Below are 26,715 nucleotides of genomic sequence, written 5' to 3'. Positions count from 1 at the left end.
GCCGGCGCTGCGGCGGCTGAGCCGAACGGCTGGTATGGCGCGATTGACGCGGGCTACCACACGCTGGGCGACGTGGAGACGATCTCGCAGACCACGAACGCGGCGTTCGACATCGCGACCGATGGCGACTGGGCGGCGTTTGCCCGTCTGGGCTACCGGTTCGACCAGAACTGGCGCGTTGAGCTGGAAGGCGGCTATCGCCAGAACGACATCGAGCTGATCGATCGTCCGGGCCCCGGCGGCGTTCCGGCCGGCGTCTGCAACGTTTCGCCGGCTGCCGGCGACTGCCTGGCTCCGGATGGCGAGCTCAAGGCCGCCACCCTGATGATGAACGTGCTGTTCGACTTCGGCAGCGAAGGCGACGCCCTGCGTCCGTTCATCGGTCTGGGCGCCGGCGTGAACCGCGTCGACACCAACTTCGTCGGCACCTTCGCCAACGCCCGCGGCGTGGGCGTCGGCGCTGACGACAGCTCGGCCAAACTGGCGGCGCAAGGCATCGCCGGCCTGGCATGGGCGATCAGCGACCGGGCCCATCTGGACCTGACCTATCGCTACCTGGTGTCGAACATGGAGTTCAACACCTTCACCTCGACGGCGGCCTCGGCCATCGGTCCCTTCCAGGGCCGTTATGACGAGAGCCACACCGTGACCCTGGGCCTGCGCTATGCGTTCGGTGCGGACGAGCCGGTCTATGTGCCGCCGCCCCCGCCCCCGCCGCCCCCCCCGCCCCCGCCGCCGCCTCCTCCGCCGCCTCCGGTGGCCCAGGTTCCGGCCGCGCGCGAGTTCGTGGTCTACTTCGACTGGGATCGTTCGGACCTCACCGCCGAAGCCTCGTCGGTGGTNGTCGTCCGAAAGGGTGTGCGGGATGAAGCGCCTCCTCCGCCGCCTCCGGTGGCCCAGGTTCCGGCCGCGCGCGAGTTCGTGGTCTACTTCGACTGGGATCGTTCGGACCTCACCGCCGAAGCCTCGTCGGTGGTCACCCAGGCCGCCAACTACGCCAAGACCGGCCGTCCGACCCGCGTTCTGGTCGTCGGCCACGCCGACACCTCGGGTTCGGCCGCCTACAACGTCGGCCTGTCCAACCGCCGCGCCCGCACCGTTGCGGACGCGCTGGTCGCCCAGGGCGTCAACGGCGGCGTGATCTCGCTGGACGGCAAGGGTGAAACCGCCCTGGCCCGCCCGACCGCCGACGGCGTGCGCGAGCCTCTCAACCGTCGCGCCACCATCGGCATCAACTTCCGCTAATCCCGGAAGGCCGATCGGCCCCCCTTCGGCCCACGGGCCGAAGGGAACCAAGGCAAGACAACATCAGCCCCCSGTCCTCGAAAGAGGGCCGGGGGTTTTTGCTGCGCGGGATGCGGGGGTGGTCAAGGCGACGGCCGCTCGCTATTTCGGGCGGCTGTTTCAACGGATGACCTCCCATGCGCGTGGCGATGATCGGTACCGGCTATGTGGGGCTGGTCTCAGGGGCGTGTTTCGCCGATTTCGGCCATGAGGTCGTCTGCGTCGACAAGGACCCGTCCAAGATCGAGCGGCTGGACCGGGGCGAGATCCCGATCTTCGAACCCGGTCTGGACGATCTGGTCGCCGCCAATGTGCGTAGCGGACGGCTGTCGTTCGCCCTTGACGGGGCGGAGGCGATCCGAGGGGCGGATGCGGTCTTCATCGCCGTGGGCACCCCGTCCCGGCGCGGCGACGGCCACGCGGACCTGTCCTATGTCCATGCCGCGGCCGAGGAGATCGCCGGCCTGATCGAGGGCTTCACCGTGGTAGTGACCAAGTCGACCGTGCCCGTGGGCACCGGCGACGAGATCGAACGCATCATCCGCGCCCGCCGCCCGGACGCCGAGTTCGCGGTCGTGTCCAATCCCGAGTTCCTGCGCGAGGGCGCGGCGATCGAGGACTTCAAGCGGCCCGACCGGGTCGTGGTCGGCACAGAGGATGAGCGCGCCCAGGCTGTGATGCGCGAGCTGTATCGCCCGCTGAATCTCAACGAGACGCCGATCCTGTTTACGGGACGGCGCACCTCGGAACTGATCAAATATGCGGCCAACGCCTTCCTGGCGATGAAGATCACCTTCATCAACGAGATGGCGGACCTGTGCGAGGCCGTCGGCGCCGATGTGCAGCAGGTCGCGCGCGGCATCGGGCTGGACAAGCGGATCGGGAGCAAATTCCTGCATGCCGGCCCGGGCTATGGCGGGTCGTGCTTCCCCAAGGACACCCTGGCCCTGGTGCGGACGGCGACCGACGCCGGCGCGCCGGTGCGGCTGATCGAGACCACGGTCCAGATCAACGACGCCCGCAAGAAGGCCATGGCCGGCAAGGTGGCGGCGGCCTTGGGCGGCGAGTTGCAGGGCAGGACGGTCGCCCTGCTGGGCCTGACCTTCAAGCCCAATACAGATGACATGCGCGACGCGCCGTCGCTGGACGTCGCTCCGGCCCTGATCGCCATGGGCGCCACGGTTCAGGCCTTCGATCCCGAGGGTATGGAGGAGGCCGCGAAGCTTCTGGACGGGGTGGTGTTCCGGGACGGGCCCTATGAGGCGGTGGAGGGGGCCGATGTGGTGGTCATCCTGACCGAATGGGATCAGTTCCGCGCCCTCGATCTGGACCGGATCAAACTGCTCATGCGTCAGCCGGTCATGGTAGACCTGCGCAACATCTACCGCCCCGACGACCTGCGCGCCCGCGGCTTCCGCTACGCCTCCATCGGACGGGCCTGAGGCCTAGCGCAGGGCGACGCGGGTGAAGGCGGGCTGTTCGGCGGCGACCGCTTCGGTCCGGGGCATCAGGGTGCGGCCGGCGCCGATGACCACGGTCGCGGTCAGGACCGCGGAAACGGCGGCGATGGCGGCCAGTTTCACTCCGTCGGCGAATTCCTGATGGTTCGGGCGCAAGCGATTCCCCCGCAGCGAGTACGGCCCGTATCCAGCATCTGAAACGCGTCGCCGCAAGTCACGGAACGGTGTGCGCTCGCAAAAAAGGACGGAGCCGGGGCTCCGTCCTTTTCTTTTTATCGCTCGAGACGCGGTCGCTTGCTGGTTGAGCGCTAGCCCCGGAACGGGCGGATCAGGATTTCGACCCGGCGGTTCTGCGCCTTGCCTTCGGCGGTGTCGTTCGAGGCGATCGGGGCGCTTTCGCCGCGGCCGTCAACATAGAGCCGGTCGGCCAGGACGTTGCGGCTGACCAAAGCCTGGGCCACAGCGGAAGCCCGTTGGCGCGAGAGGTTGAGATTGTAGTCGTCGGCGCCGTCGGAGTCCGCGTGGCCGACGATATCGACGATAGACTGGTCGTAGCGGTTCAGCACGCCGGCCACATCGTCGAGCGTGGCGTTGAAGCGGGGCGTGATGGCCGACTGGTTGGAGGCGAAGGTCACGTCGGACGGCATGCGCAGGACCAGGTTGTCGCCCTGACGCGCGACGCCGACGCCCGAGCCGGACAGCTCGGCCTCGAGCTCCCGCTGCTGACGATCCATGTACTGGCCGACCGCGGCGCCGCCGAGCGCGCCGATGCCGGCGCCGATCAGCGCGTTCTTGCGGCCTTCTTCGGAGTTGGAGGTGTTGGTCAGATAGCCGAGCAGGGCGCCTGCGGCCGCGCCTGCGAGAGCCCCGGTCCCCGTGTTGTTGCGCCGGGGCGTCGAGCTGTAAGGATCCGTGGTGGTGCAGGCGACGCCGCCCAGAAGGATGGCGATGCTGGCGCCCGTGAGAAGAAGCTTGCTGCGCATGTGGAAAATTCCCTGACCGTAAATGGCTTGCCGCCAGAACGTGGGCTTACGGTGAAGGTTCCGGCCTGTATGGCCCATGAACGGCGCGCCGCGGCTTTGCCAAGGTCTCGGGTTAGGGCGTAAGGAACTGAAATATCGATCCTGCGAGGCCTGACGTGACTGCGACCCCCACCACCGAAACCGGAACCGCCAAACGCGCCATCGAGCCGGTGTCGATGACGCTGTACGACACCGACTTCCAGGCCTTCGCCGACAAGCTGGGAACCTCGTTCAAACGCTACGGCTTCGCGGTCATCGCCGACCACGGTCTGGACGAGGGCGTCATCGAGGCGGCCATTGCCGACACCAAGACCTTCTTTGCCCTGCCGGAGGAGACCAAGCGCAAATACCACCAGCCGGGGACCGGCGGGGCGCGGGGCCTCACGCCGTTCGGCGTCGAGGCGGCCAAGGGCGCGGCCACGGTCGATCTGAAGGAATTCTGGCACGTCGGGCGCGAGCTGCCCGAGGGGCATCCGTATCGCAAATATATGCGCGACAACGTCTGGCCGACCGAGGTCGAGGGCTTTCAGGAGCACCTGTACGGCATGTTCGCGGCGATGGACGAACTGGGCGCGAAGATCCTGCGCGCTATCGCCCGCTATCTGAAGCTGGGCGACGACTTCTTCGAGGACAAGGTCGAGATGGGCAACAGCATCCTGCGGATGCTGCACTATCCGCCCGTGCCGGCGGGCGCTTCGGGCGTACGGGCCGGGGCGCACGAGGACATCAACGTCATCACCCTGCTGCTGGGCGCCGAAGAGCGCGGGCTGCAGCTGAAGGACGCCGACGGGGAGTGGCTGGAGGTCGCGCCGCCGCCCGGGGCGCTGGTGGTCAATATCGGCGACATGCTGCAGCGGTTGACCAACCACGTCCTGCCGTCGACCAGCCACCGGGTGGTCAATCCGGCGCCTGAACGGGCCAGCTTCGCCCGCTACTCCACGCCCTTCTTCCTGCACTTCAACCCGGACTTCGTCATCGAGACCCTGCCCAGCATGATCTCGCAGGAGAATCCGGATCGCTACGTGGGCAAGGCGATCATGGCCGAGGACTTCCTGACGGAGCGGTTGCGGGAAATCCGGCTGATCTGAGGTCGGCCGGTGACCGCATGACCTGCAAACAGCAAGCAGCAGGGAGTGCGCAGTACGCAATCCCTGCAACAACGCGTGGACCGGTCCGGACTAGCGCGAAATCCGCAGCTGGGTGATGTCGCGGCCGATGGCGGCGAAGGCCTGGGACAGGGCGGCGCCGCTGCCGGCGTTGAAATAGCCGCTCGATGTCGTGGCGCAGTAGCGCAGCAGGGTATCAGACGGCGCGCCGGCGGCGATCTGGAAGCCGACCGTGTAAACAATGATGCCCTGGGCCTTCATGGCGTCGCAGAGCGCCCGGCTCTGGCCGAAAGGCTCGCCGTTTGTGGGCGAACAGCCGTTGCTCGCTGAATCTGCCGTGCCATAGCCTTCTGCAATGACGCCGTTGCAATAGGGCGCGTTGAACTCCCCGTCGGTCATGATGATCACGGCCTTCAAGGTTTTCGAGGTGTCATAGGCGGCTGCGGACGCGGACGGCCAAACGGCGCTGAACGTGGGCGACACCATGTACCAGCCCCAGGCGATGCCGATCTGGCCGGCCGTCACGCCGTTCGTTGCGAGGTTGTCGATGTTCGTCTTGATGGCCGCGGCGTTGCTCGACAGCGGTTCGATGGCGCTGCCGAGGCAGGCCGCGCTGACGCCGGGGTTAGAGTTGAAGCTGGGGTAGTGGCGACCCACCCGGGCCGATCCGCCGGGCGCCGCGTCGGTATAGCGCTGACCGCCCACACGCTCCGTGACGCAGTCGCTGAGGCTGTGCGTCGTCAGGTTTCCACTGCCATTCGTGAAGGTGTAATATTTGCAGCCTGGTTGGGCGCACCACGACTTGCCGCCGGATGTATAGGGGCTCATCGAGGATGAGGGCAGGTCGATCGTGAAGGTGTCGGTGGTCACGTTTCCGACGAGGAAGGTCTCGTTGTTGACGACGCTGACGTCATTGGCGTCGCGCAGACCGCTGACGCCCGTGATGAAGACGTAGTCGTTGTTTACGAGTCCATGGTTGGCGGATGTGATGACAATGGAGCAGTCGTTGTTCTGGCACTGCTGGACTTTGCCGCCACTGGAATATCCGCCGTATTTTGCGCCGTCGACATTGTTTCCGGAGAGCGTCTTGAGCTCAAAGCTGTCGGGACTCTTGTTGGCTACGATGTAGGCCTTGTTGTTCAGCTGGGTCATGCCAACGACCCCGGAAATCCACACTACGTTACCGTTGCTGAAGCCGTGGCCTGCCGAGTTTATGACGACCGGCTTGGTCTTGCTGGCCCCCGAAATCGAGCGCTGGGTTCCCATGAGGTTGATCACGGCGTTCGTAATGTTCGTCGAGCCGGTGATCGGGCCCCGCACGGCGTTCAGATAGGTCCCCGGATTGACCGACATCGACCAGGGAACAAGCGCAACCTTCGAATAATACGGGGTCTGGACCGGCTGAACGACCAGATCGACCAGTTCCTTGGCCGCCTTCTTCAAATCCAGCAGCTTCTGACCGGCCATGGAGCCGGTGATATCGAGCGCCAGCGCCACCTCGATGTTGCGTGACGCGCGGTCCACTTCCGAATGGGCGCCAACCGGCAGGGTGTCGTCCATGAACTTGCCGTACGGCGGCAGGAAGATGTTGGCGACAAGGGTCTTCACATTGACCTTGGACCTGGCGATCACGACGTCGTCGCTGTTGAGGACGAAGCTGGTGTCCGCCTCACGCAGGGTGACACTGGGATAGGCCTTGAGATTGGCCCGGAGTGAAGCAAGGCCGACCCGCTGAAGGTCTGCGTTGGCCGTATAGGGTGAGCGGGCGGCGGCGAGGGCGGCGGCGTCCAGTGCGTCCTGCAGGTTCACCCGCACGGTCGAGGCGCGGTGGATGTCGATGCCTCCGACCGTCATAAGAACGAGCACCGGCAGGCTGAGGGCGAAGATCATGGCCACGTTGCCACGCGCGTCGTCCGCCATGCGCCGGGCGAAGGCGCACACGGATCGGCCTGCGCCGCTCATCCAGGTCTTGAACCCCATAGCTCACCGCCGTCAGCCGCGAGCGCAACTCGCCCGCGCTCATCCGACAGACAATGAACCAACCCGGTTAAGAGAAGGCCCAACGGCGACGGTTAATCGCCGCCGGTTTGTCAGGCGTTCCAGCCGCAATTCTTGCCGCGGTTCTGAGCCGTAAGCCAGGTGTTCAGCGGGGCGAAATAGTCCGTCACCGCCGAGGCGTCGTTGCCGGTCTCGCCGGTGAAGGCCTGCATGGCTTCCGGCCAAGGCCGCGACTGGCCCATTTCCATCATCCGCTCGAACCGTTCGCCGACCTCCTTGTTGCCGTAGATCGAGCAGCGGTGCAGCGGTCCGGTCCAGCCGGCTTCCTTGCACGCGGCGCGCTGGAACTGGAACTGGTAGATGTGGGCCAGGAAGTAGCGGGTGTAAGGCGTATTGCCCGGGATATGGTATTTGGCGCCCGGATCGAAGGCGTTGGCGGGACGCGGTCCCGGCGGGACCAGGCCCTGGTATTTCAGCATATTGGCCGACCAGGCGTCGTTGTATTCCGCGGGGCTGGTCTCGCCGTTGAACACGCCCCAGCGCCAGCGGTCGACCATCAGGNCCCTGGTATTTCAGCATATTGGCCGACCAGGCGTCGTTGTATTCCGCGGGGCTGGTCTCGCCGTTGAACACGCCCCAGCGCCAGCGGTCGACCATCAGGCCGAACGGCAGGAAGGCGATCTTGTCGAGCGCCATCTTGAGCAGGAAGGGGATGTCCTCTTCTGCGCCCGGCACGGTCTGCAGAAGGCCGATCTGGTTCAGATAGGTGGGGGTCAGGGCCGACAGGCCGACGAAATCGCCGATCGCCTCGTGGAAGCCGTCGTTCGCCCCGTTCTTGAACAGGAAGGGCTGATCCTTGTAGGCGCGCTGATAGTAGTTGTGACCCAGTTCATGGTGGACCGTGTAGAAGTCGTCGCCGTTCACCTGGGTGCACATCTTGATGCGGATGTCCTCGAGGTTGTCGAGATGGAGAAGACCGGCGGCNTTCTTGAACAGGAAGGGCTGATCCTTGTAGGCGCGCTGATAGTAGTTGTGACCCAGTTCATGGTGGACCGTGTAGAAGTCGTCGCCGTTCACCTGGGTGCACATCTTGATGCGGATGTCCTCGAGGTTGTCGAGGTCCCAGGCCGAGGCGTGGCAGACCACCTCGCGGTCGCGCGGCCGGGTGATCATCGACCGCTCCCAGAAGGTTTCCGGCAGCTCGGGCAGGCCCATCGAGACGTAGAAGCCTTCGCCGGTCTCGACCATCTTCCTTGCGTCGTAGTTCTGCGTCGTCAGCAGGTTGGTCAGGTCATAGCTGGAGGCGCCGCCGGTCGCCGGAGCGACCACGTCATAGATATTGCCCCACTGCTGCGACCACATGTTTCCCAGCAGGTCGGCGCGGATCGGGCCGCTGTCGGGCTGGACGGCGTCGCCGTATTTCGCGTTCAGACGACTGCGCACATAGCAGTGCAGGTTCTCGTAGAACGGCTTGACCTGGGTCCAGAGGCGGTCGGTCTCGGCGGCGAAGGCGTCGGGTTCCATGTCATAGCCGGCGCGCCACATGGCGCCGGTGTCGGCGAAGCCAAGTTCGCGGCTGCCCTCGTTGGCGATCTCGACCATCCGCGTGTAGTCGGCGGCCATGACCGGCGAGATGGTGCGCCAGCCCTCGTACAGGGCCTTGGTCTCGGCCGGGTCGCGGCTTTCGGCGATCAGGATGTTGGCGTCGTCGAGGGTGATCTGGCGGCCCTTGAACTCGAACTTGCCGACCGAATAGGTGGAGTCGAGGCGGGTGGTGATCTCGGCCAGCTCGCCGGCGGCGCCGGGGCGGTTGGGCGCCGGCAGGACGATCCCGAGGCGCAGCAGGTTCAGCTTGCGGCGGACGTCGTCGGCGACCTGAACGTCGTTGAACTGCGCAGCGCCATTGGCCAGTTCGACCTGCAGCTCGGTGTATTCGGCGTTGATCTTGCTCTCGAGCCACATGGTGTCGTGGGTGATGTTGGTGGCGCGCGTCCACTGGATGCGGGCGGCTTCCTCGCTGAGGGCGGCGAGGCGGGTCTCGGCGTTGGCGACAAAGGCGGCGGCGCTTTCGGCGGTTGCGGGGGGGCGGGCCGAACCCGGGACCGGGACGGCCTCCGCGGTCGCGCCCGGGTCATTCATGCCCAGGCCGGCGCAACCGGCGCTTCCGATCGCCAAGGCGCAGACGGCGGTCGCGGTCATCAGGGTGCGTTTCATGGACTTTCCTCCTCCTCGCGCGGTTCGCCCGCGTCGTTCGGCGGGCAGAGGAGGGGAGCGGAGCCGTGGCGTCAAGCGTGGCCGTCAGGCCTGAACGCAGGAAGCGAGGCCCTGATCGCGGACCGTGCTCATGGCCGCCTGTATGCGCGACGTTCGCCGCCGGACGTAGGGGCCGGGGGCGGAGGCGCTGTAGCGACGCGGGCTGGGCAGGATGGCGGCCAGACGGGCGGCCTCGCGGGCGGTGAGTTCGTCCGCCGACTTGCCGAACCAGTGCTGGGCGGCGGCTTCGGCGCCATAGACGCCCGGCGCCCATTCGGCGACGTTCAGATAGACCTCCATGATCCGCCGCTTGCCCCAGACGGTCTCGATGGCGACGGTGTAGGCGGCTTCCAGGCCCTTGCGGATCCAGTCGCGGCCCGGCCACAGGAAGGCGTTCTTGGCGGTTTGCTGGCTGATGGTTGAGCCGCCGCGGATGCGGTTGCCGCCGCGCTTTTCGGAACGGGCGTTGGCTTTCAGCGCCTTCTCGATCGCCTTCATGTCGAAGCCCCGGTGGGCGCAGAAGGTGGAGTCCTCGGAGGCGATCACGGCCTGAACCAGTCGCGGCGAGATGTGGTCCAGCGATCGCCAACGATAGTCCCATCCCTCGCCCTCGATCAGGCGGGTCGCCATCAGGAAGGTGGCGGGGACGGGAATGAATCGCTGAAGCACGATCCCGCTGGACCCCAGCATGAGCAGAAACAGAAACAGGGTCAGCAGAGGCCGTCCCTTCTTTTTGGTCTTGGTCAGCCCCGACATGGGGGTGATCTGACGCGGCGAGCGCAGGCTTGGCAAGCGGTCAGATGGTCGAGACGCCGGCCTGTCCGTCCTCGTCGGCCCATGCGACACGCGTCGCGTCGGCGCTCATGGCGAGGGCGGTGATGGGCGAGCCGCGCTCGGCCTTGAGGAAGTTCAGGCCCTGACCCGCCGGATCGGCCAGCCAGACCCGGCCGTCGTTCAGGCCCGCGGCCAGCAGGCCGTGCTTCGGCTGCGATGCGACGAGCGTGACCAGGCTGCCCTCGTCGAAGCCGATCTCGGTGGCCTCGCGGCCCATCGGGCCGTTGGCGCCGAGGAACGGCCACAACACGGCCCCCTGCGCGCCCGAGGTGGCCAGCAGCTGGCCGTTGGACAGGAAGCTCATGGCCCGGACCTTGGACGGATAGCCGCCCATGCGCAGGTTCTTCTGATCCTTCAGACGCCAGCCGTGCAGCTGGGCGTCCTGCATGGCGGTGACCACGAAGGCGCCGTCGGGCGAAAAGGTCACGGCCGTGTGCGAGCCGGCCCACTTCAGGAAGGTCGGCTTCTGCTTCTCGATACGGGCGAACCACAGGGCCGCGCCGCCATAGGTGGAGGTCGCGATGCGCCGGCCCTTCGGTTCGAAGGCGACGCCCGAGACGGTGCGTTCGTGCTGGAAGTCGCGGCGGAAGGCGGCGTCCTTCGCATCAATGACGGTCAGGGTCTTGCCGGCCGAGAAGGCGATCAGGCCGCTTTCTGCCGAAGCATCGACGGCGTCGATCCACTGGCCTTTCGCAGTGGCCAGAACCCCGGCCTCGCCCCGGCGGTGCCAGATCAGGCGGCCGTCGTCGCCGCCGGTCAGGACGCCGTCGCCGGACGGGTGGGCCACGGCGCACAGGATGGCGCCGTCATGGGCGGCGCTGAACTCGCCGCCGTCGAAGCGGACGGAGCCGTCGCCGAGGGCGAAGATCGCGCCGGTGTTGTCAAATACGGCGGCGGTGATCTGGGCGTCGAAAGCGGTGGTCTTCACGCGGCGCAGGCCTCGAACCCGGCCTTGAGCGCGGCCTCGTCCAGATCGCGGCCGATGAAGACGGCGCGCGACCAGCGGCGCTCATTGGCGCCCCAGGGCTTCTGCAGGTCGCCCTCCAGGATCATGTGCACGGCCTGGAAGACCAGCCGACGGTCCTCGCCGTTCACGTCGATGATGCCCTTGGCGCGCAGGATGTTCTGGCCCTGCTCGCCCAGCAGGCGGTCGAGCCAGGCGGTGAATTTCTGACCGTCCATGGGCCGTTCGAGTGACAGGGAAATGCCCTTGATGTCGTCCTCGTGCGCGTGGCCGCGCGCGCCGTGGGAATGGTCGTGGTGGTCGTGACCATGGTCATGGTCGTGGTCGTGGTCGTGGTGATCGTGGCCGCAGTGCTCGTCATGGACGTGGCCGGCCTCGCCGTGGGCGGGGTTGGCGAACTCGGGATTGATGTCGAGGATCCGGCCGAGGTCGAAGCCGCCCAGACCCAACACTTGGTCCAGCGGCACATTGGCGCGCTCGGCGCGGGTGATGGGGGCCAGCGGGTTCAGCTTGCGCAGGCGGCGCTCGACGTCGATCAGTTCGGCCTCGCTCACGAGATCGACCTTGTTGAGAATGATGCGGTCGGCGAAGGCGACCTGTTCGCGCGCCTCCTTCGAGTCGTCGAGGCGGGCCATGACGTGTTTGGCGTCGACCAGGGCGGTGACGCTGTCCAGCTGCGTCTTCGCCTTGACGTCCTCGTCGACGAAGAAGGTCTGGGCCACGGGGCCGGGGTCGGCCAGGCCGGTGGTCTCGACGATGATGGCGTCGAAGGCGGGCTTGCCGGGGCGCTGGCGCTTCATCAGGCCGGCGACGACGCGGATCAGNCTGGCCGAGCAGAGCATGACGCCCGATCGGCTGTTCGCCGTGAAAGAGGAGCCACGGGGCCGGGGTCGGCCAGGCCGGTGGTCTCGACGATGATGGCGTCGAAGGCGGGCTTGCCGGGGCGCTGGCGCTTCATCAGGCCGGCGACGACGCGGATCAGGTCGCCGCGCACGGTGCAGCAGACGCAGCCGTTGTTCATCTCGAACACGTCCTCATCGGCGCCGACGACCAGATCATTGTCGATGCCGATCTCGCCGAACTCGTTGACGATGACGGCGTAGCGCTTGCCNGGCCGGCGGCCCGAGGGACGCGGATCAGGTCGCCGCGCACGGTGCAGCAGACGCAGCCGTTGTTCATCTCGAACACGTCCTCATCGGCGCCGACGACCAGATCATTGTCGATGCCGATCTCGCCGAACTCGTTGACGATGACGGCGTAGCGCTTGCCATGGTCCTCGGTGAGGATGCGGTTCAGCAGGGTGGTCTTGCCCGCGCCGAGATAGCCGGTGAGGACGGTGACGGGGATTTTCGAGGAGGAGGCGTCGGTCATGGGCCGCTAGATGGCGGCTGGGACGCCGCATGGGAAGGGGTCAGCAGGTCGGACAGTCGGCCAGCGGTTCTGCTTCCAGCTGAAGCGTGGTGTGGCCGATGTGGAATTTTCCGCGCGCCATTGTCTGCGCTTCGGCCAGAAGGACATCGCCGTCGGTGCGGCTGTGGCACAGGTGGGCGGTGAGGGCGGTCTCGGTGGTCGACAGGCCCCAGACGTGCAGGTCGTGGACGGCGGTGACGCCGGGCAGGGACAGGAAGGCGGCCCGGATCGCCTCGACATCGACGCCGCGCGGCGCAGCGTCCAGCGCCAGATTGACCGAGTCCTTCAGCAGCCCCCAGGTCCCGATAAGGATGACCGCGACGATGCCGAGACTGACCAGCGGATCGATGATCGACCAGCCGGTCATCCAGATGACTCCGCCGGCGATGACCACGCCGATGGAGACAGCCGCATCGGCCATCATGTGGAGGTAGGCGCCCTTGGCGTTCAGATCGCTGTGCTGGTCGCGCATGAACAGCAGGGCGGTGCCCAGATTGATGACGAATCCGATGGCGGCGACGGTCATGATCAGGCCGGACATGACGGGGGCGGGCTCGGCCAGACGACGCACAGCCTCGAAGGCGATGGCGCCGCAGGCGAAGATCAGCAGCAGGGCGTTGCCGAGGGCGGCCAGCACGGTGGCCTTGCCGTAGCCGTAGGTCTTCTGCGACCCGCTGGCCCGCCGGGCCAGCCAGGCGGCGCCGCCGGCCATGGCGAGGCCCAGCACGTCGGACAGGTTGTGGCCTGCGTCGGCCATCAGGGCGGTGGAGCCGCTGAACAGACCGGCTCCAAATTCGACGCCGACGAAAGCGAGGTTGACGATCAGGCCGACGGCGTAGCGCCAGTCGCCGGTGTCGACCGGGCCGTGGTGGTGTCCGCCGTGCGCATTCCCGTGGTCATGGCCATGGGAATGGTCGTGCGAGTGGCCGTGGTCGTGATGCGCGTGCGCCATGCGCCAGTCCTAGTGCTGATGCGCCACGACGAGAAGACCGATCACGATCAGGGCTCCACCCAGCACCGCGCCCTCATAGCGCGCCCAGCGTTCCAGCCGCAGCACCGACCAGCCCGCGCGGGCCAGAAGGGTGAAGGCCGCCATGCCGGCCACGGTGCCGACCGCGAAGGCGACAGTCAGGGCCGCCAGTATGAAAAGGCCTTCGCCGGCCTGTGACAGATAGATGGGCAGCAGCACCTCGCCAGGCGACACGGCCATCATCGCGACCAGACCCCAGAAGGCCGCGGCATGGGACACGGCGGGCTCGGCAAGCTCCAGCGGCGGGCCGTCAGCGGGCACGGGACGGCGGATCAGGGAGCGGCTGAGATAGAAGGCGCCGAACAGGAACAGCAGAACCGCCGAAAGGTGGGGCAGCAGGCCCGACACCCACTGATCCATGGCTAGACCGGCGGCGACGATCAGGCCGCCGACAATGGCTGTGGTGACGATGTGCGCGAGACCCGCCGCAGTCACCGCGCCCATCATTCTGGGCAGTGTCCAGCGCTGCGCCCTTCCGACCAGGACGAACGGCAGCCAGTGCGTCGGCAAGGCGGCGTGCAGGAAGGCCGTCACGAAGCCCGCGCCCAGAAGGGACAGGATCACGGGCTGTTCAAGGTCGGACGGCGTCATCGCCGCCTCCATAGCCTGTTACTTTATAACAGTCGAGGGGAGATTCAGGTTTTTGCCCGTGGCGGCCGACCCCCGTTTTTTCGCCCGTCCGCGTTGACTCGGACACCCCTCTGCGTCTATGTCGCCGCTCTTCGCCCGAGGGGGTCCCCCGTCGGGCTTATTCTTTTGGCGACGTCATCGTCGTCGAAAAGCTGGACGGCGATGTCGGTTCGGACGTTTCGTTCGGCGACGTGCTGATGCTGGGCGGCGACAAGGGCGTGACCCTGGGCGCTCCGACCATCGCGGGCGCTGCTGTCGCCGCGACCCTGGTCGAGACCCGCAAGGGTGAGAAGATCAAGATCTTCAAGAAGACCCGTCGTCAGGGCTACCGCCGCACGAACGGCCATCGCCAGATGGAAACCGTGCTGCGCATCACCGGCATCGACGGCGCCGGCGAGAAGGCCAAGTGGGACGGCGAGACCTCGCTGATGACCAAGGCCGAGATGAACCTGCGCGCTCGCGGCCTCGCCCCGCGCGTCGAAGAGACCGAAGCCAAGCCGGTCAAGGCCCCCAAGGCCGCCGCCGCTCCGAAGGCTGAAGCCAAGGCTGCTCCGGCCAAGAAGGCTGCTGCTCCCAAGGCCGAAGCCACCGAAACCAAAGCTGCTCCCGCCAAGAAGGCCCCCGCCAAGAAGGCGGACAAGGCCGGCGACGAAGCGTAATTTTCAGACGAGAACGGGAGCAGACCTATGGCTCACAAGAAATCCGGTGGTTCGTCGCGTAACGGTCGCGACTCTCACTCCAAGCGCCTCGGCGTGAAGAAGTACGGCGGCGAGAACGTTCTGGCCGGCAACATCCTCGTGCGTCAGCGCGGCACCACCTTCCACCCGGGCGACAACGTCGGCCTGGGCCGCGACCACACGCTGTTCGCGACCGCTCACGGCGCCGTCAAATTCACCAAAAAGGCGAATGGCCGTTGTTACGTGTCGATTCTTCCGACCACCGAACAGGCCATGGCCGCCGAGTAGCGCATTAGGCTCCCCGTTTTCGTTTCCCCGCCTCGACGCCGCCCGAGCCCTCCAAGGAGGCGGCAGTTCGAACGAGGCCGTGTCATGTGCGTGATTGAACCCTCTCCCGTCGTCGAGACGCGGCGCCTGGCGCTGCGCGCGCCCGGAGCCCAGGACATCAGCCGTCTGGCGACCCTCGCCAACGATCCGGACGTGGCGCGCATGACCCTGCGCATGCCGCATCCCTTCGGCGTGGCCGACGCCGAGGCCTTCGTGCTGCAGGTCGCCGTGCAGGATCCGAAGCGCGCGCGCACCTTCCTGATCGAGCACGAGGACCATGGGCCTGTCGGCGTGATCGGCCTGTTCGAGGACGCCGATCCCGCGCCCGAGGTCGGCTACTGGATCGCGCGGCCGTTCTGGGGCCGGGGCTATGCGACCGAGGCGCTGCAGGCGGCGACGGTCTGGGCGTCGAAGTCGTGGAAGCGGCGGGCGCTGATGGCCGGGCATTTCTCCGACAATCCGGCGTCGGGCCGGGTGCTGGAGAAGGCGGGCTTTCTGTACACGGGCGAGGTCCGCAAGGATTTCAGCCGGGCGCGGAACGCCCAGACCGAAACCCGCCGGATGGTGTGGCTGCCGTAAAGTATCGATTCTCCCTCGCCTTCATGGGGAGGGATGTCGGCGCGAGGCGACGACAGGGTGGGGTGCGTCTGGAGTCCCCCACCCGGTCGCTGCGCGACCACCCTCTCCGCTTCGGGAGAGGGAGATGCTGAACACTCAGCCGAACAGTGTCGGCCCGAACACCGCCGCCAGGGCGATGGCTCCACCTGCAACGGCGACGACCGCGCCGGCGATGAAGGCCGCCCAGGTGCGGGCGGCGCGCTTGCGCCGCAGCCCCGATGTCTTGACCGATCTCAGCATGACGCCGGGCTTGGGTCCGAAGACTTCCGAGCCGGAAATATTGTGCTGGGACATGAACGCGCTCCCTGATCCACCGCCCCTTGCGGGTCAGGAAGAGCGAAGCGGTCCTGAAAAGGCGAAACGATGGCGAACGCCGGTCACCCACTGATCCGTGACCGGACGAACAGCCTTCGGCGAACAGTCTACCCGCAATAGATCAGGCGGCCGCTGTAGGCGCGGTAGTAGCCTGTGCGGGGGTCGTAGGAGCGATAGTTGGCCTGGCACCACCCCTGACGACTGCCATGGACGCCCCATTCATTGTATCCGCCGGCATAGACGATGTCCGGCCGGCCGTAGGCGCCGTGGTAGGCCGCTCCGCCTTCGGGATGGCCGTAGCCGGATTGATACCCTCCATAGCGCGAGGCGCGGCCGTAGCCGCGGTTGTGACCGTACGGACTGTAGTGGGAGCCGTAGCCGTAGCGCTCGTGTCCGCCATATCTGTACCGCTCGTAGCCGGCCAGTTCGCGGTAGTCCCGGCGGGCTTGCGAACTGACGCGATGGCGCTGGTCCCGCCAGCCGGCGCCGCAGTCATTCCGGTTGGCGTCCCAGAACGCGTCGCAGCGATAGTCGCCCGGCCGGTCCAGCTGGCTGCGCCAGTCGAAATCGGAGGGAACGGCGTTCCAGTCGCTGCGCCTGCCGTCGCTGTAGCCGTCGTGCCCCCCGTAACGGCTTTCGCTGTAGCTGTAACGGCTGTCGTACGTCCCGCCCCAGGTCTGGGCGGCGGCCGGGGCCGCGGCCGCGGTGAGGCCGGCGGCGAGGAGCAGGGCGATGCGGTGCATGGTTAACTCTCCGAAGCGGCCAGATACGCGGCCTCAAAGACAGGCACTGAAGGTGGCAGGCTAGAGGGTGACGCCGATCCGACCGCCGCGCGTGGCCACGCTGCGCATCAGCACGATGCGGTCGCCGCCCGCGCTGACCGGCGAGATCACGAACCAGTTGCCGTCCGGCAGATTGTCGAACTGGAAGCGGTTGTTCTCGCAGGAGGTCTGGCGAACGAAGGAGCGGTAGTCGGCGTTGGGATCGGCGACGGTGCGGGCGCGGACGACGGCTTCGGGAATCGCGGCGCGGGTCGTCGAGCCATACAGGGTCTGGAACCGGGCGCGGGTGTAGGGGGTGTCGGGCGTCAGGGCGACCGTGCCGGTGCAGTTGAACGCCTGGCCGTCGCGACGATAATCGATGCGGCCGTCGATCGAGGCGCGGCCCGACCGCGCGGACCAGGCGAAGTCCTCGGTGCGGAAGGCGCTCGACGACGGACCGGGGCCGTAGCCGCCCGGAGACACGGTCTCGCACGCCGCCAGCGAGGCAGCGACAGTGGCGATGGCGATCAAGTGGCGGGCTGACATGGCTCTACTCCGTCCTGGGTGCGGGTCGAACGTCTGGATCAGACGCTGAACGCCGTCATAAGGTCAAGGTTGCGACGTGTCGGGCTGTGGGCCAAAAGCGCGCATCAACCCGGCGCAGACCGGGTATAGGGACCGCTCATGACAGTCACTTTCGACGACATTCTGGCGGCGCAGAAGCGCATCGCCGGCCAGGTGGACCGGACCCCTGTCCGCTATTCGCGTCGGCTGTCGCAGCTGACCGGGGCCGAGGTCTGGGTCAAGTTCGACAACCTGCATTTCACCGGCAGCTTCAAGGAGCGCGGAGCCCTGAACCGGCTGCTGCAGCTGACGTCGGACGAGCGCAAACGCGGCGTGGTGGCGGCCTCCGCCGGCAATCATGCCCAGGCTCTGGCCTATCACGGCGCGCGGCTGGGCGTGCCAGTGACGATCGTCATGCCCGAGGGCACCCCCTTCGTGAAGGCCGACGGCACCCGGGCGCATGGCGCGACCGTGGTCATCAAGGGGCTCGACTTCACCGGCTCGACCGAGGAGGCGCACCGGCTGCGCGACACCGAGGGCTATGTCTTCGTCTCGGCCTTCGACGATGAGGGAATCATCGCGGGGCAGGGCGTCTGCGGCATCGAGTTCATGGAGGACGCTCCCGACCTCGACGTGCTGATCGTTCCGATCGGCGGCGGCGGGCTGATCGCCGGCACGGCCATCGCGGCCAAGGCCATGAAGCCCTCGATCCGCATCTTCGGCGTCGAGGCGGCCATGTACCCCTCCTATACGGCGCGGCGCGAGGGCCGTCCGCCCGTGTGCAGCGGCCAGACGATCGCCGAGGGCATCGCCATCAAGGCCGTGGGCGAAATCCCCTTCGCCCTGGTCGATCCGCTGATCGAGGACGTGCTGGTCGTCGGCGAGGCCGATTTCGAGACCGGGGTCTCCTATCTGGCCACGCTGGAGAAGACGGTGGCCGAGGGCGCCGGCGCCGGTGGACTCGCCGCCCTGCTGGCCTATCCCGACAAATTCCGGGGGATGAAGGTCGGCATCGAACTGACCGGCGGCAATATCGACGCCCGCATGCTGGCCGTGGTCCTGAACCGCGAACTGGTGCGAGAGAAGAAGATGATCGTCTATCGCATCCTCGGCGACGACCGCCCGGGGATGCTGTCCAAGATGAGCGCGGTGATCGGCGGCGCGGGCGGCAACATCATCGACGTGGTGCACAACCGGCTGGCGCTGGACGTGCCGGCCAAGGGCGCGGAGTTCGACATCATGGTCGAGACGCGCGGCGCGGCCCATGCGGAAGAAATCAGACACGGACTGGAAGAGGCAGGCTATGCGCTACGGATGGGTTAGGGGCGTCGCGACGCTGTCGATGATGGCGGCGCTGGCGGGGCCTCTGGCCGCCTGCAACCGCGAACCGGCCGCGCCGGACGAAAGCGCGGCGCAGAACCTGCGGGCCGCCGAGTTCTTCCTGACCTCGAACGCCAAGGCCGAGGGGGTGAAATCCCTGCCGTCAGGCGTGCAGTACAAGATCGTCCGCTCGGGCCCGCCCGGCGGCGAGACGCCCGACCGCAACGATCTGGTCCGCGTCGACTATGAGGGCACGCTGACGGACGGCACGGTGTTCGACAGCTCGTTCCAGTCGGGTCAGCCGGCGGTGTTCACGGTCGGCGACGTGGTGCCGGGCTGGACCGAGGCGCTGCAGCAGATGCGCGTCGGGGACGAGTGGGTCGTCTATGTGCCGCCGGCCCAGGGCTATGGCGAACAGGGCCGGCCGGGGATCCCCTCGAATGCGGTGATGGTGTTCCGCATCAAGCTGCTGGACATCGCCCGCGCGCCGGGCGGCGATCGCGGCGGAGCGATCGCGCAGGGCTAGGACGTGAGCCGTTGAACCGCCCATTCGGCGGCGTCGCGCACCACGGGGTCCTGGTCGTCCAGCAGCCGTTCGGCTGAAGGGATCAGCTCGGGATCGGCGCTGTTGCCGATCGCGTACAGGACGTTGCGGATGAAACGATCGCGGCCGATCCGCTTGACCGGGCTCTTCGAGAACAGCGTCCGGAAGGCCGCGTCGTCCAGCGCCGCCAGATCGGCCAGCCGGGGCGACACCAGCGCCTCGCGCGCCTGTACCCGCGCTTCGTTGGAGGCGGCGGCGAACTTGTTCCAGGGGCAGACGGCCAGACAGTCGTCGCAGCCGTAGATCCGGCTGCCGGTCGCGGTGCGGAACTCTTCCGGCCAGGGTCCTGCGAATTCAATGGTCAGGTAGGAGAGACAGCGCCGGGCGTCGAGCTGGAACGGGGCCGGGAAGGCGTTCGTCGGGCAGGCGTCGAGGCAGGCGGTGCAGGTCCCGCAGTGCTCGCCCTCGGGCGGATCGGGCTCCAGTTCGGCGGCGCTGAGGATGACGCCAAGGAACAGCCAGTTGCCGTGGGTGCGGCTGAGCAGATTGGTGTGTTTCCCCTGCCAGCCCAGGCCGGCGCGCTGGGCCAGCGGTTTTTCCATCAGGGGAGCGGTGTCGACGAAGACTTTCACGTCCTCGCCGGTGCGGGCGGCGATCTGGCCGGCGAGAGTCTTCAGCCGTCCCTTGATGACCTCGTGATAGTCGTCGCCGCGGGCGTAGACCGAGATGTAGCCGGCGCCGGGATCGGCCATCTCGGGAAGGGGGTCGCTCTCGGGGCCGTAGTTGAGGCCCAGCACAATGGCGGTGCGGGCGCCGTCCCACATGGCGGTGGGGTGGGCGCGGCGTTCCAGCGTCGTCTCCATCCAGCCCATGTCGCCATGGCGTCCCGCCTCGACGAAATGCGCCAGCCGCTCACCCGCGCTCCATGGCGCCGAGGCCGAGGCGAAGCGGCAGGCGTCGAAGCCGAGGGCCTCGGCGCGCTCGCGGATATGATCCTTCAAAACCGTCATCCTCGGGCTTGTCCCGAGGACCAATTCGGGCGGCGGCGGTGGCGGTTGGGCTGAAGCACTGGCAGGGACCGGTTGGAAGGCTTGCGTCCGCTCTTACCATGGGTCCTCGGGACAAGCCCGAGGATGACGGATCTGATTGCAGGCGGTCAGAAATCCAGATCGGCGTACCAGGCCGAGGCGGCGACGCCCGGGAAGCGGTCCGCCAGAAGGGGGCGGAAGCTGGGGCGGGATTTGAGCTTCATGTACCAGGTTTTCAGGCCCGGCCAGTTGGCCCAGGGAACCTCGCCGAAATAATCCAGCACCGACAGATGAGCGGCCGCGACGAAGTCGGCCTGACCGATGCGGCGTCCGGACAGGGCGTCCCGGCTGCTCAGCAGGTCCTCGAGCATCGCGAGGTGCGATCTCAGGGCTTCGCGTCCGGCGCGCAGGTTGCGGGCGTCGGGCGCGCCGAGACGCAGAAGGGGCTTCTCCATCCGCTCGTGCAGGAGGACGGCGTTGACCTCGTCGGTGAAGCGACGGTCGAACCAGCCAATCAGCCGGCGGGTCTCGGCGCGTTCGGCCGGATCCGTGGGCATCAGGAAGGGGTCGCGCGAACCGTCCTCCAGCCAGCCGAGGATGGCGGCCGGCTCACACAGGGTCAGGGAGCGGCTGTCCTCAGTGACCTGAAGCACGGGCGGCATGCCCGACGGATTCATGCCGGCGACCGGGCAGTCGTTTTCCCAGGGCCGGACCAGCGTCTCTGTGAACGTCCTTCTGGCCTCGCCCAGCGCGAGACGCACGGCGCGGGAGCCCGGATCGAAGGCGAAATGATACAGGACGCAGGCCGACATGCGCTGTTCATGCGCGCGAGGGCGTTAAGCCCGCGTTAGCCAAGCCCTCAGGCCCACGGACCTTTTTTGATTTTCGGCGGCTCGACCGCGGCCTCGGCGGAGGTCTCGGCGAAGACGCCGCCGTGCGGCTCGGCCCGGCCGCGGGGATCGGGGTGGATCAGGATGTCCGCCGCGGGCCATTGCGCCAGCAGCCGGTTCTCCGCCTCGACGACGATGGCGTGGGCGGCGTCCAGCGTCAGGGCGGGGTCCAGATCGACATGCATCTGGATCATGACCACCGAGCCCGACATGCGGGTGCGCAGCTGATGCACGCCGGATATCCGCGGATCGGCGAGCACGGCGGTGGTCATGGCGATGCGGTCGCTCTCGGGCAGGGCCTTGTCGACGAGGTGGTCGGCGGCGGTCTTCAGCATGCCGTAGGCGCCCCAGAACAGCCAGACGGCCACGACCAGTCCGGCCGCCGCATCCAGCCCGGGCGCGGACAGGAAGGCGCCGGAAATCACCCCGATCAGCACCACGGCGTTGGCGGCGAGATCGGCCGTGTAGTGGGCGCGGTCGGCCTCGACGGCCATGGAGCCGCTGGCCTTGATGGCGCGGCCCTGCATCCAGACCAGCCAGCCGGTCACGGCGATGGAGATCAGGATGACCAGCACGCCCCAGTAGCCGGCAGTGACGGGCCGGGGGTCGAAGATGCGCTGGATCGCCTCCCAGCCGATGAACAGGGCCGAGGCGAACACCAGTCCAGCCTGCACCATGGCGGCGAGGGCCTCGCCCTTGCCGTGGCCGTGGCGGTGATCCTCGTCGGGCGGGGCGGCGGCCCAGCGGACGGCGAAGAAGACGCCCAGCGAGGCGACCAGGTCCAGGGCTGAATCCGCCAGCGAGGCGAGGATGGAAACTGACCCCGAGGCCCCTAGCGCAAAAGCTTTCAGTGCGATCAGGACCACGGCGACGCCGACCGACAGTCGGGTGACGGCGCGGGTCGCCGAATGGGCGTCTTCGAGCGCGCTGACCGGGGTGTTGTCGGGTGCGGGGATCGTCATCGCCGTCTTGTCGCGGAAAGGGGTCGCCGTGCCAAGACCGCGCAACTGTCGCGGGCGTTAGCTTCATCGTCACGAAAGGACCGCATCCTCCCTGTCCGATGGTTCCACGAGGCCGAGGCGTTTCGGAGGCTCGCGTGCAGATGGCGGATACGGCCCATTGGATCGGGCGAGGCGAGGCATTGGCCCGGCTGGGGGTCAAGTCGCAGACGCTCTACGCCTATGTGAGCCGGGGCCGGATCGCCGCCCGGCCCGACCCCGAGGATTCGCGGCGCAGTCTGTACGCCGCTCATGACATCGCGCGACTGAGCGGAGAGGCGGTCGAGGCCGAGGATGCCGCCATCTATCGCCGCACGCCCGGCGGCGCGGCCCGCGGCGAGGCTGATGTCTGTTCGTCCCTGACAGCGATCGCCGGCGGGCGGCTGTTCTATCGCGGGCTGGACGCCGTCCAGCTGGCCGAGACCGCAACGCTGGAGGATGTGGCGCGGCGGCTCTGGGACGCACGGGCGACCAATCCCTTCGCCGAGGTCCGGCCGCGGATCGGGGCGGTTCCGGGCGGCTCGATCCGGGCCCGGCTCGTTGCGGCCCTCGCCCGCCGCGCAGAAGAGGACGCTGATCCCAAGCCCCGCTCCGCCGAGGACCTGCGTCTGGAATGCGCCCGCGTGCTGGACGAGGCGGTGGACGCCGCTGTCGGCTCTGGCCCGCGCCTGTTCCTGCACCAGAGACTGGCGCGCAGCTGGAAGACGCCGGAACGGGACGCCCATCTGATTCGGCGAGCCCTGGTCCTGTCGGCCGATCACGAGATCAATTCCGCCGTATTGGCGACACGCGCAGCCGCCGACGGCGGAGCAGCGCCGGCGGCGGCGGCCTTCGCCGGCCTGCTAACCATGGCCGGATCGCCGATGATGGCCGAAATGACCCGGGCCTCGGACTGGATCGTCGCCGTGAGGCGTCAGGCGGCCGACGCCGCGCGCCGGTCCCATGAAATGGGCCGGCTGGTCGGTTTCGACGATCAGGATGACTATCCGGCCGGCGATCCCCGCGCCGCCGCCCTGCTGGCCGCGGCCGACCTGCCGGCCGATCTCGCGTGCGCTGTACGGGACGGCGAGACGGCGACGGGGCGCAAGGCGAACTTCCCCCTGGCGCTCGCGGTGGTGGCGCGCAGGCTGGAGCTGCCGCGCGACGGCGCCGCCGACCTGTTCCTGATGGGACGGCTCGCCGGCCTGTTGGGTCATGCGCTGGATCAGACGACGAACGGCTCGCCTATCCGGTCGCGTCTGCGCTATGTGGGGCCCGAACCGGGCGCACACTGACGACCCGATCTTTTTTACGGGGCGCGTATGGCGGACTGGCTGGCGGCGATCATCCTTGGTCTGGTCGAAGGACTGACCGAGTTTATTCCGGTGTCGTCGACGGGCCACATGCTTCTGCTGGGGCATTTCCTCGGCTTCGAGAGCAACGGCAAGACCTTCGAGATCGTGATCCAGCTGGGCGCCCTGCTGGCCATCATCAGCGTCTATTTCAAACGGCTGTGGATGCTGGCGACCCGCTGGCCGTTTGACCCCGACGCCCGTCGCTTCCTGATCGGCCTGCTGGTCGCCTTCGCCCCGGCGGTCGTGATCGGCTTGTTGGCCTATGACTTCATCAAGACGGTGCTGTTCGAGACGCCGTTGGTGATCTGCATCGCCCTGATCGTCGGCGGTCTGCTGTTGCTGTGGCTGGACCGGATGAAGAAGGTCCCGACTTTCCTCGAGGCCGACCGTTATCCCCTGCGGGTCTATTTCCTGATCGGCCTGTTCCAGTGCCTGGCCATGGTACCGGGCGTGTCCCGTTCAGGCGCCACGATCGCGGGCGGCCTGCTGCTGGGCACGGACAAGCGGTCCGCGGCCGAGTTCAGCTTCTTCCTCGCCCTGCCCACGATGGGCAGCGCGGTCGCGTATGACCTGCTCAAGAGCTGGGACCGGCTCGACTTCAGCGACACCGGGCTGATCGCCATCGGCTTCGTCACGGCCTTCCTGACCGCGCTGGCGGTGGTCCGGTTCCTGCTCGACTTCGTCAGCCGCCACGGCTTCGCGCCCTTCGCATGGTGGCGGATCGCGGTCGGAGTGGCCGGGATCGTGGGACTGGCGCTGACCGGCGGCCTCTAGGGCCGGCTCAGGCCGCCGCTTCGGCGAACTGACCGCCGCGGCGGTAACGCCACAGATAGGACGGGGCGATGGCCTCGAGACCGGTCGGCTGGATGCCCAGTTCGGCCAGACCCTCGGCGCCGTCGGCGACGACGTTGTCTTTCTCCAGCAGGACCACCTGATCGCGGGTCAGCACAGGCGGAATGCCGACCATGGCCGTCAGCTGGGCCAGTGAGCCGATGGCGCGCGCGGCGAAGAAGGGCAGGGGGACCAGACCGTTAGAACGGTAGGTCTCGCGCAGGATCAGCTTCAGCACGTCCTCGAAGGTCATGACGGCCGGGCCGCCAAGTTCGAAGGTGCGGCCCGTTGCCTCGGGAAGCACGGTCGCGCGGGCGATGGCTTCGGCCACGTCGGCGACATAGACCGGCTGGAATTTCGTCTGGCCGCCGCCGATCAGCGGCAGGGCCGGTGCGAACTGGGCCATGCGGGCGAAGCGGTTCAGGAAGCCGTCGCCCGCGCCGAAGATGATCGAGGGGCGGATCACCACGGCGTCCGGCTTGACCTCGCGGACCGCCATCTCGGCGGCGGCCTTGGACAGGGCGTAGTCTGACTCGCTCTCGGGATCGGCGCCGATGGCCGAGACCTGGACAAGGCGGTCGATGCCGGCGGCGGCGACGGCCTCGGCGATGTTGCGCGAGGCGTCGACATGCAGGGCGTGGAAGCTGCGGCGCCCGGCCTCGTACAGGATGCCGATCAGATTGACGGCGGCGTCGGCGCCCTGCAGCGCGGCGGCCACGTCGTCAGGATTGGTCGCGTCGCAGCGCACGGCCTGGATCTGGCCGACCGAACCCGAGGTCTGCAGCTTCCACGCGCGGTCGGGGCGGCGGCAGGCCACGCGCACGCGCCAGCCGCGGCGGGCGAAGGCGCGCACCAGCTGGCTGCCGACGAAACCGGAACCGCCGAAAACGGTGACCAGGCCGGGGGCGACTTCGCTCATCACAGGGACTCCAACAGGCGGCGGCGGGCGCGGGGAAGACCCCGCGTTGGGCCGGGGATTAGACGATGGCTGCGACCCTCGCAACGCAAAGCCGATAAAAGCCTGTTGACCCGCTTGGGGGCCTGCCTTAAGGGTCCGCGCCTTCCGGTCGGAAACGCACGCAAGTGCGAAAACGACTGGGCCCAGGTGGCGGAATTGGTAGACGCGCTGGCTTCAGGTGCCAGTGATCGAAAGGTCGTGGAGGTTCGAGTCCTCTCCTGGGCACCATCTTTGAACGGCGCTGCATCGATGATGCGGCGCCGTTTGCATTTGGAGCGCGTGTTTGCGCCCTATCGCTTCGCGCGCGGCGCTCGGCTACTTGAGGGCGGATATCCTTTTCGAACGAGCGTCTGACCCCGCATGACCGTCCACTTCCACGAAGGCGACCTGCCGAACGGCCTGGATCTGGGGCCCGAAGTCGCGATTGATTCCGAGACCATGGGCCTGCGTTTCCGCCGCGATCCCCTGTGCGTGGTCCAGCTGTCGTCCGGCGACGGCGACGCCCATGTCGTGCGCATGGACCGCCCCGGCTACGACTGCCCCAATCTCAAGCGTCTGCTGACCGATCCGGCGGTGCTGAAGCTGTTCCATTTCGGCCGGTTCGACATCGGCATGTTCCAGCTGCATCTCGGGGTCGAGACGCGGCCGGTTTATTGCACCAAGATCGCCTCGCGCCTGGCCCGCACCTACACCGACCGCCACGGCCTGAAGGACGTGGTCCGCGAATTGGTCGGGGTCGACCTGTCCAAGGCCCAGCAGTCCAGCGACTGGGGCGCGGCCGAGCTGTCGCCGGCCCAGCTGGAATATGCCGCCTCCGACGTCCTGTACCTGCACGCCGCCAAGGTGAAACTGGACGAGATGCTGGCGCGCGAGGGCCGCACTGAACTGGCCCGCCAATGTTTCGACTTCCTGCCCAGCCGATCGGCGCTGGATCTGGCGGGATGGGACGAGACGGACATCTTCGCGCACAGCTGATGACAGACCCCGCCGACACCCGGGACCAGGCCGACGAGGCGCGCGTCGCCGCCACGGCCAAGGCCTTCCGCGTACGGTCGCGTCCTGCGCAGCGTCATGTCGGACGTCGAGCGCAAGGCCGGGACCAGCCGCGAGGTCCGGCTGGACAGCGCCATGTTCCACGGTCAGGACGCCGAGGGCCGCACCTTCATGATCGGGGCGAAGAGCGCCATCCGCGACCCGAATACGGGCCAGTTCCGCCTGATCGGCCCGGCGCTGAAGCTGAATCTCGGCGGCCGCAAGGTCACGACCCTGACGGCGGACGGCGGCACCTACAACGAGGCCGGCAAGTCGGTCACGATCGGCCCCAATGTGCGGATATCGGATGGCGGCTCCGGTTTTGCGCTCGTCACACCCGAGGCGGTGGTGAACACCTCGACCGGCGTGGTGACGGGCACGAAGGGCGTTCAGGGGTCCGGCCCCCTTGGAACCATCTCCGCTTCGTCCTATTCGATTTATGAACAGGGTCAGCGGATCGTGTTCAGCGGCGCGGGTGATAACAAGATACGCGGCACCATCAACGCCGGAGGGTCCAGCAGATGAGC

29 protein-coding genes, 1 tRNA gene and 4 pseudogenes are annotated in these 26,715 nt (G+C 67.6%); 14 read left to right on the top strand and 20 right to left on the bottom strand.

The window, feature by feature from the left end:
- From ASD25_RS20070 to ASD25_RS20065, 3 genes and pseudogenes are all read left to right on the top strand, one after another.
- Positions 1-842: pseudogene (locus ASD25_RS20070) on the top strand (outer membrane protein); the annotation flags it as partial.
- Between the two features lies 1 nt (position 843).
- On the top strand, positions 844-1,245 hold a 402-nt coding region (locus tag ASD25_RS31340), incomplete at its 5' end, for an OmpA family protein (protein ID WP_235562805.1).
- Positions 1,246-1,421: 176 nt separating this feature from the next.
- The gene (locus ASD25_RS20065) at positions 1,422-2,726 is read left to right on the top strand and encodes a UDP-glucose/GDP-mannose dehydrogenase family protein (protein ID WP_056620054.1); all 1,305 of its coding nucleotides are present in this window, start codon (positions 1,422-1,424) and stop codon (positions 2,724-2,726) included.
- A gap of 3 nt (positions 2,727-2,729) precedes the next feature.
- Here the strand turns inward: ASD25_RS20065 and ASD25_RS30635 are convergent, their stop codons facing one another.
- Positions 2,730-2,900, bottom strand: a complete 171-nt coding sequence (locus tag ASD25_RS30635; RefSeq protein ID WP_156389388.1) for a hypothetical protein — start codon at positions 2,898-2,900, stop codon at positions 2,730-2,732.
- A gap of 152 nt (positions 2,901-3,052) precedes the next feature.
- Positions 3,053-3,727: an OmpA family protein gene (locus ASD25_RS20060; RefSeq protein WP_056620051.1), complete on the bottom strand. Its 675-nt coding sequence runs from the start codon at positions 3,725-3,727 to the stop codon at positions 3,053-3,055.
- A 215-nt stretch (positions 3,728-3,942) separates the two neighbouring features.
- On the opposite strand from ASD25_RS20060, the gene ASD25_RS20055 reads away from it, so the two are divergent.
- Positions 3,943-4,854 carry an isopenicillin N synthase family oxygenase gene (locus ASD25_RS20055; RefSeq protein WP_056620165.1) on the top strand — a complete coding sequence of 304 codons (912 nt, stop codon included), beginning with the start codon at positions 3,943-3,945 and terminating at the stop codon, positions 4,852-4,854.
- A 90-nt stretch (positions 4,855-4,944) separates the two neighbouring features.
- Here the strand turns inward: ASD25_RS20055 and ASD25_RS20050 are convergent, their stop codons facing one another.
- The 11 genes and pseudogenes from ASD25_RS20050 to ASD25_RS20010 all read right to left on the bottom strand — a co-directional run bounded on the left by ASD25_RS20050 (position 4,945) and on the right by ASD25_RS20010 (position 13,952).
- Positions 4,945-6,852, bottom strand: coding sequence for a ubiquitin-activating E1 FCCH domain-containing protein (locus ASD25_RS20050; protein ID WP_056620048.1), 1,908 nt, complete (start codon positions 6,850-6,852; stop codon positions 4,945-4,947).
- Positions 6,853-6,962: 110 nt separating this feature from the next.
- A complete protein-coding gene (locus ASD25_RS32225) occupies positions 6,963-7,427 on the bottom strand; it encodes a M2 family metallopeptidase (protein WP_255356181.1) in 465 nt (154 codons plus the stop codon).
- Between the two features lie 5 nt (positions 7,428-7,432).
- Positions 7,433-7,854, bottom strand: a pseudogene (locus ASD25_RS32220) (M2 family metallopeptidase); the annotation flags it as partial.
- Between the two features lies 1 nt (position 7,855).
- The coding region (locus ASD25_RS32215; protein ID WP_235562809.1) for a M2 family metallopeptidase at positions 7,856-9,009 on the bottom strand (1,154 nt) is incomplete at its 3' end.
- Between the two features lie 159 nt (positions 9,010-9,168).
- Positions 9,169-9,879, bottom strand: a complete 711-nt coding sequence (gene mtgA, locus ASD25_RS20040) for a monofunctional biosynthetic peptidoglycan transglycosylase (RefSeq protein WP_056620162.1) — start codon at positions 9,877-9,879, stop codon at positions 9,169-9,171.
- Between the two features lie 40 nt (positions 9,880-9,919).
- On the bottom strand, positions 9,920-10,885 hold the full coding sequence (locus ASD25_RS20035; RefSeq protein WP_056620045.1) for a WD40 repeat domain-containing protein: 966 nt from the start codon (positions 10,883-10,885) through the stop codon (positions 9,920-9,922).
- Positions 10,882-11,745 (bottom strand): annotated as a pseudogene (locus ASD25_RS20030) (GTP-binding protein); the annotation flags it as partial. The gene ASD25_RS20035 and the pseudogene ASD25_RS20030, both read right to left, overlap by 4 nt.
- A gap of 125 nt (positions 11,746-11,870) precedes the next feature.
- Positions 11,871-12,032, bottom strand: a pseudogene (locus ASD25_RS33310) (GTP-binding protein); the annotation flags it as partial.
- 1 nt (position 12,033) lies between these two features.
- Positions 12,034-12,292: GTP-binding protein (locus ASD25_RS20020; RefSeq protein ID WP_304439663.1), on the bottom strand; the 259-nt coding region annotated here is incomplete at its 3' end.
- Between the two features lie 40 nt (positions 12,293-12,332).
- Positions 12,333-13,283: a cation diffusion facilitator family transporter gene (locus ASD25_RS20015; protein ID WP_056620037.1), complete on the bottom strand. Its 951-nt coding sequence runs from the start codon at positions 13,281-13,283 to the stop codon at positions 12,333-12,335.
- Between the two features lie 9 nt (positions 13,284-13,292).
- Positions 13,293-13,952 (bottom strand): hypothetical protein, encoded by a 660-nt coding sequence (locus tag ASD25_RS20010; protein WP_056620159.1) that lies wholly within the window; start codon positions 13,950-13,952, stop codon positions 13,293-13,295.
- Positions 13,953-14,062: 110 nt separating this feature from the next.
- On the opposite strand from ASD25_RS20010, the gene rplU reads away from it, so the two are divergent.
- The 3 genes from rplU to ASD25_RS19995 all read left to right on the top strand — a co-directional run bounded on the left by rplU (position 14,063) and on the right by ASD25_RS19995 (position 15,574).
- Positions 14,063-14,650 carry a 50S ribosomal protein L21 gene (rplU, locus tag ASD25_RS20005; RefSeq protein ID WP_056620034.1) on the top strand — a complete coding sequence of 196 codons (588 nt, stop codon included), beginning with the start codon at positions 14,063-14,065 and terminating at the stop codon, positions 14,648-14,650.
- A 27-nt stretch (positions 14,651-14,677) separates the two neighbouring features.
- Positions 14,678-14,956, top strand: coding sequence for a 50S ribosomal protein L27 (gene rpmA, locus ASD25_RS20000; protein ID WP_056620031.1), 279 nt, complete (start codon positions 14,678-14,680; stop codon positions 14,954-14,956).
- Positions 14,957-15,040: 84 nt separating this feature from the next.
- A complete protein-coding gene (locus tag ASD25_RS19995; RefSeq protein ID WP_056620028.1) occupies positions 15,041-15,574 on the top strand; it encodes a GNAT family N-acetyltransferase in 534 nt (177 codons plus the stop codon).
- A 135-nt stretch (positions 15,575-15,709) separates the two neighbouring features.
- Here ASD25_RS19995 and ASD25_RS19990 read toward each other — a convergent pair whose 3' ends face one another.
- The 3 genes from ASD25_RS19990 to ASD25_RS19980 all read right to left on the bottom strand — a co-directional run bounded on the left by ASD25_RS19990 (position 15,710) and on the right by ASD25_RS19980 (position 17,235).
- The gene (locus ASD25_RS19990; protein WP_056620025.1) at positions 15,710-15,907 is read right to left on the bottom strand and encodes a hypothetical protein; all 198 of its coding nucleotides are present in this window, start codon (positions 15,905-15,907) and stop codon (positions 15,710-15,712) included.
- Positions 15,908-16,035: 128 nt separating this feature from the next.
- On the bottom strand, positions 16,036-16,671 hold the full coding sequence (locus ASD25_RS19985) for a BA14K family protein (protein ID WP_056620022.1): 636 nt from the start codon (positions 16,669-16,671) through the stop codon (positions 16,036-16,038).
- Between the two features lie 60 nt (positions 16,672-16,731).
- Complete coding sequence (locus tag ASD25_RS19980) at positions 16,732-17,235, bottom strand: hypothetical protein (protein ID WP_056620019.1); 504 nt, start codon at positions 17,233-17,235, stop codon at positions 16,732-16,734.
- Between the two features lie 138 nt (positions 17,236-17,373).
- Between ASD25_RS19980 and ASD25_RS19975 the strand changes: the two genes are divergently transcribed.
- Both ASD25_RS19975 and ASD25_RS19970 read left to right on the top strand, forming a co-directional pair.
- Positions 17,374-18,576, top strand: a complete 1,203-nt coding sequence (locus ASD25_RS19975) for a threonine ammonia-lyase (RefSeq protein ID WP_056620016.1) — start codon at positions 17,374-17,376, stop codon at positions 18,574-18,576.
- Positions 18,557-19,099, top strand: coding sequence for an FKBP-type peptidyl-prolyl cis-trans isomerase (locus ASD25_RS19970; RefSeq protein ID WP_056620013.1), 543 nt, complete (start codon positions 18,557-18,559; stop codon positions 19,097-19,099). Before ASD25_RS19975 ends, ASD25_RS19970 begins: the two co-directional genes overlap by 20 nt.
- On the opposite strand, the gene queG is transcribed toward ASD25_RS19970, so the two are convergent.
- The 3 genes from queG to ASD25_RS19955 all read right to left on the bottom strand — a co-directional run bounded on the left by queG (position 19,096) and on the right by ASD25_RS19955 (position 21,997).
- Complete coding sequence (gene queG, locus ASD25_RS19965; protein ID WP_082572527.1) at positions 19,096-20,127, bottom strand: tRNA epoxyqueuosine(34) reductase QueG; 1,032 nt, start codon at positions 20,125-20,127, stop codon at positions 19,096-19,098. The genes ASD25_RS19970 and queG overlap by 4 nt on opposite strands.
- Positions 20,128-20,273: 146 nt before the next feature.
- Positions 20,274-20,957 carry a glutathione S-transferase family protein gene (locus ASD25_RS19960; protein WP_056620010.1) on the bottom strand — a complete coding sequence of 228 codons (684 nt, stop codon included), beginning with the start codon at positions 20,955-20,957 and terminating at the stop codon, positions 20,274-20,276.
- A 47-nt stretch (positions 20,958-21,004) separates the two neighbouring features.
- Complete coding sequence (locus ASD25_RS19955; protein WP_056620154.1) at positions 21,005-21,997, bottom strand: cation diffusion facilitator family transporter; 993 nt, start codon at positions 21,995-21,997, stop codon at positions 21,005-21,007.
- Between the two features lie 140 nt (positions 21,998-22,137).
- Between ASD25_RS19955 and ASD25_RS19950 the strand changes: the two genes are divergently transcribed.
- Together ASD25_RS19950 and ASD25_RS19945 are read left to right on the top strand one after the other, a co-directional pair.
- A complete protein-coding gene (locus ASD25_RS19950) occupies positions 22,138-23,307 on the top strand; it encodes a citrate/2-methylcitrate synthase (protein ID WP_156389395.1) in 1,170 nt (389 codons plus the stop codon).
- A 27-nt stretch (positions 23,308-23,334) separates the two neighbouring features.
- Positions 23,335-24,141: an undecaprenyl-diphosphate phosphatase gene (locus ASD25_RS19945; protein WP_056620004.1), complete on the top strand. Its 807-nt coding sequence runs from the start codon at positions 23,335-23,337 to the stop codon at positions 24,139-24,141.
- A gap of 7 nt (positions 24,142-24,148) precedes the next feature.
- Here ASD25_RS19945 and ASD25_RS19940 read toward each other — a convergent pair whose 3' ends face one another.
- Entirely contained in the window at positions 24,149-25,117 is a 969-nt protein-coding gene (locus tag ASD25_RS19940; RefSeq protein WP_056620001.1) for a complex I NDUFA9 subunit family protein, read from the bottom strand.
- A gap of 180 nt (positions 25,118-25,297) precedes the next feature.
- Between ASD25_RS19940 and ASD25_RS19935 the strand changes: the two genes are divergently transcribed.
- From ASD25_RS19935 to lptC, 3 genes are all read left to right on the top strand, one after another.
- Positions 25,298-25,384: transfer RNA gene (locus tag ASD25_RS19935), tRNA-Leu, on the top strand.
- Between the two features lie 132 nt (positions 25,385-25,516).
- Positions 25,517-26,131 carry a ribonuclease D gene (locus tag ASD25_RS19930; protein WP_056619997.1) on the top strand — a complete coding sequence of 205 codons (615 nt, stop codon included), beginning with the start codon at positions 25,517-25,519 and terminating at the stop codon, positions 26,129-26,131.
- Between the two features lie 96 nt (positions 26,132-26,227).
- Positions 26,228-26,713 carry an LPS export ABC transporter periplasmic protein LptC gene (lptC, locus tag ASD25_RS19925; protein WP_235562803.1) on the top strand — a complete coding sequence of 162 codons (486 nt, stop codon included), beginning with the start codon at positions 26,228-26,230 and terminating at the stop codon, positions 26,711-26,713.
- The last annotated feature ends 2 nt before the right edge of the window (positions 26,714-26,715 follow it).

The organism is Brevundimonas sp. Root1423, assembly GCF_001426805.1.
Note: the sequence above shows the minus strand (reverse complement) of the source record. Positions and strands in the feature narration are given on the sequence as shown.

Coding starts and splice junctions, on each gene's coding strand:
- ASD25_RS19980 (WP_056620019.1), bottom strand. CDS start 17,235: ATGTCAGCCCGCCACTTGATCGCCATCGCCACTGTCGCTGCCTCGCTG.
- ASD25_RS20050 (WP_056620048.1), bottom strand. CDS start 6,852: ATGGGGTTCAAGACCTGGATGAGCGGCGCAGGCCGATCCGTGTGCGCC.
- ASD25_RS19940 (WP_056620001.1), bottom strand. CDS start 25,117: ATGAGCGAAGTCGCCCCCGGCCTGGTCACCGTTTTCGGCGGTTCCGGT.
- ASD25_RS20065 (WP_056620054.1), top strand. CDS start 1,422: ATGCGCGTGGCGATGATCGGTACCGGCTATGTGGGGCTGGTCTCAGGG.
- ASD25_RS20015 (WP_056620037.1), bottom strand. CDS start 13,283: ATGGCGCACGCGCATCACGACCACGGCCACTCGCACGACCATTCCCAT.
- ASD25_RS19930 (WP_056619997.1), top strand. CDS start 25,517: ATGACCGTCCACTTCCACGAAGGCGACCTGCCGAACGGCCTGGATCTG.
- rpmA (WP_056620031.1), top strand. CDS start 14,678: ATGGCTCACAAGAAATCCGGTGGTTCGTCGCGTAACGGTCGCGACTCT.
- mtgA (WP_056620162.1), bottom strand. CDS start 9,879: ATGTCGGGGCTGACCAAGACCAAAAAGAAGGGACGGCCTCTGCTGACC.
- ASD25_RS20010 (WP_056620159.1), bottom strand. CDS start 13,952: ATGACGCCGTCCGACCTTGAACAGCCCGTGATCCTGTCCCTTCTGGGC.
- ASD25_RS19960 (WP_056620010.1), bottom strand. CDS start 20,957: ATGTCGGCCTGCGTCCTGTATCATTTCGCCTTCGATCCGGGCTCCCGC.
- ASD25_RS19970 (WP_056620013.1), top strand. CDS start 18,557: ATGCGCTACGGATGGGTTAGGGGCGTCGCGACGCTGTCGATGATGGCG.
- ASD25_RS19975 (WP_056620016.1), top strand. CDS start 17,374: ATGACAGTCACTTTCGACGACATTCTGGCGGCGCAGAAGCGCATCGCC.
- ASD25_RS20055 (WP_056620165.1), top strand. CDS start 3,943: ATGACGCTGTACGACACCGACTTCCAGGCCTTCGCCGACAAGCTGGGA.
- ASD25_RS19945 (WP_056620004.1), top strand. CDS start 23,335: ATGGCGGACTGGCTGGCGGCGATCATCCTTGGTCTGGTCGAAGGACTG.
- ASD25_RS32225 (WP_255356181.1), bottom strand. CDS start 7,427: ATGGTCGACCGCTGGCGCTGGGGCGTGTTCAACGGCGAGACCAGCCCC.
- ASD25_RS19950 (WP_156389395.1), top strand. CDS start 22,138: ATGGCGGATACGGCCCATTGGATCGGGCGAGGCGAGGCATTGGCCCGG.
- queG (WP_082572527.1), bottom strand. CDS start 20,127: ATGACGGTTTTGAAGGATCATATCCGCGAGCGCGCCGAGGCCCTCGGC.
- ASD25_RS19990 (WP_056620025.1), bottom strand. CDS start 15,907: ATGTCCCAGCACAATATTTCCGGCTCGGAAGTCTTCGGACCCAAGCCC.
- ASD25_RS19995 (WP_056620028.1), top strand. CDS start 15,041: ATGTGCGTGATTGAACCCTCTCCCGTCGTCGAGACGCGGCGCCTGGCG.
- ASD25_RS20060 (WP_056620051.1), bottom strand. CDS start 3,727: ATGCGCAGCAAGCTTCTTCTCACGGGCGCCAGCATCGCCATCCTTCTG.
- ASD25_RS19985 (WP_056620022.1), bottom strand. CDS start 16,671: ATGCACCGCATCGCCCTGCTCCTCGCCGCCGGCCTCACCGCGGCCGCG.
- lptC (WP_235562803.1), top strand. CDS start 26,228: ATGTCGGACGTCGAGCGCAAGGCCGGGACCAGCCGCGAGGTCCGGCTG.
- ASD25_RS19955 (WP_056620154.1), bottom strand. CDS start 21,997: ATGACGATCCCCGCACCCGACAACACCCCGGTCAGCGCGCTCGAAGAC.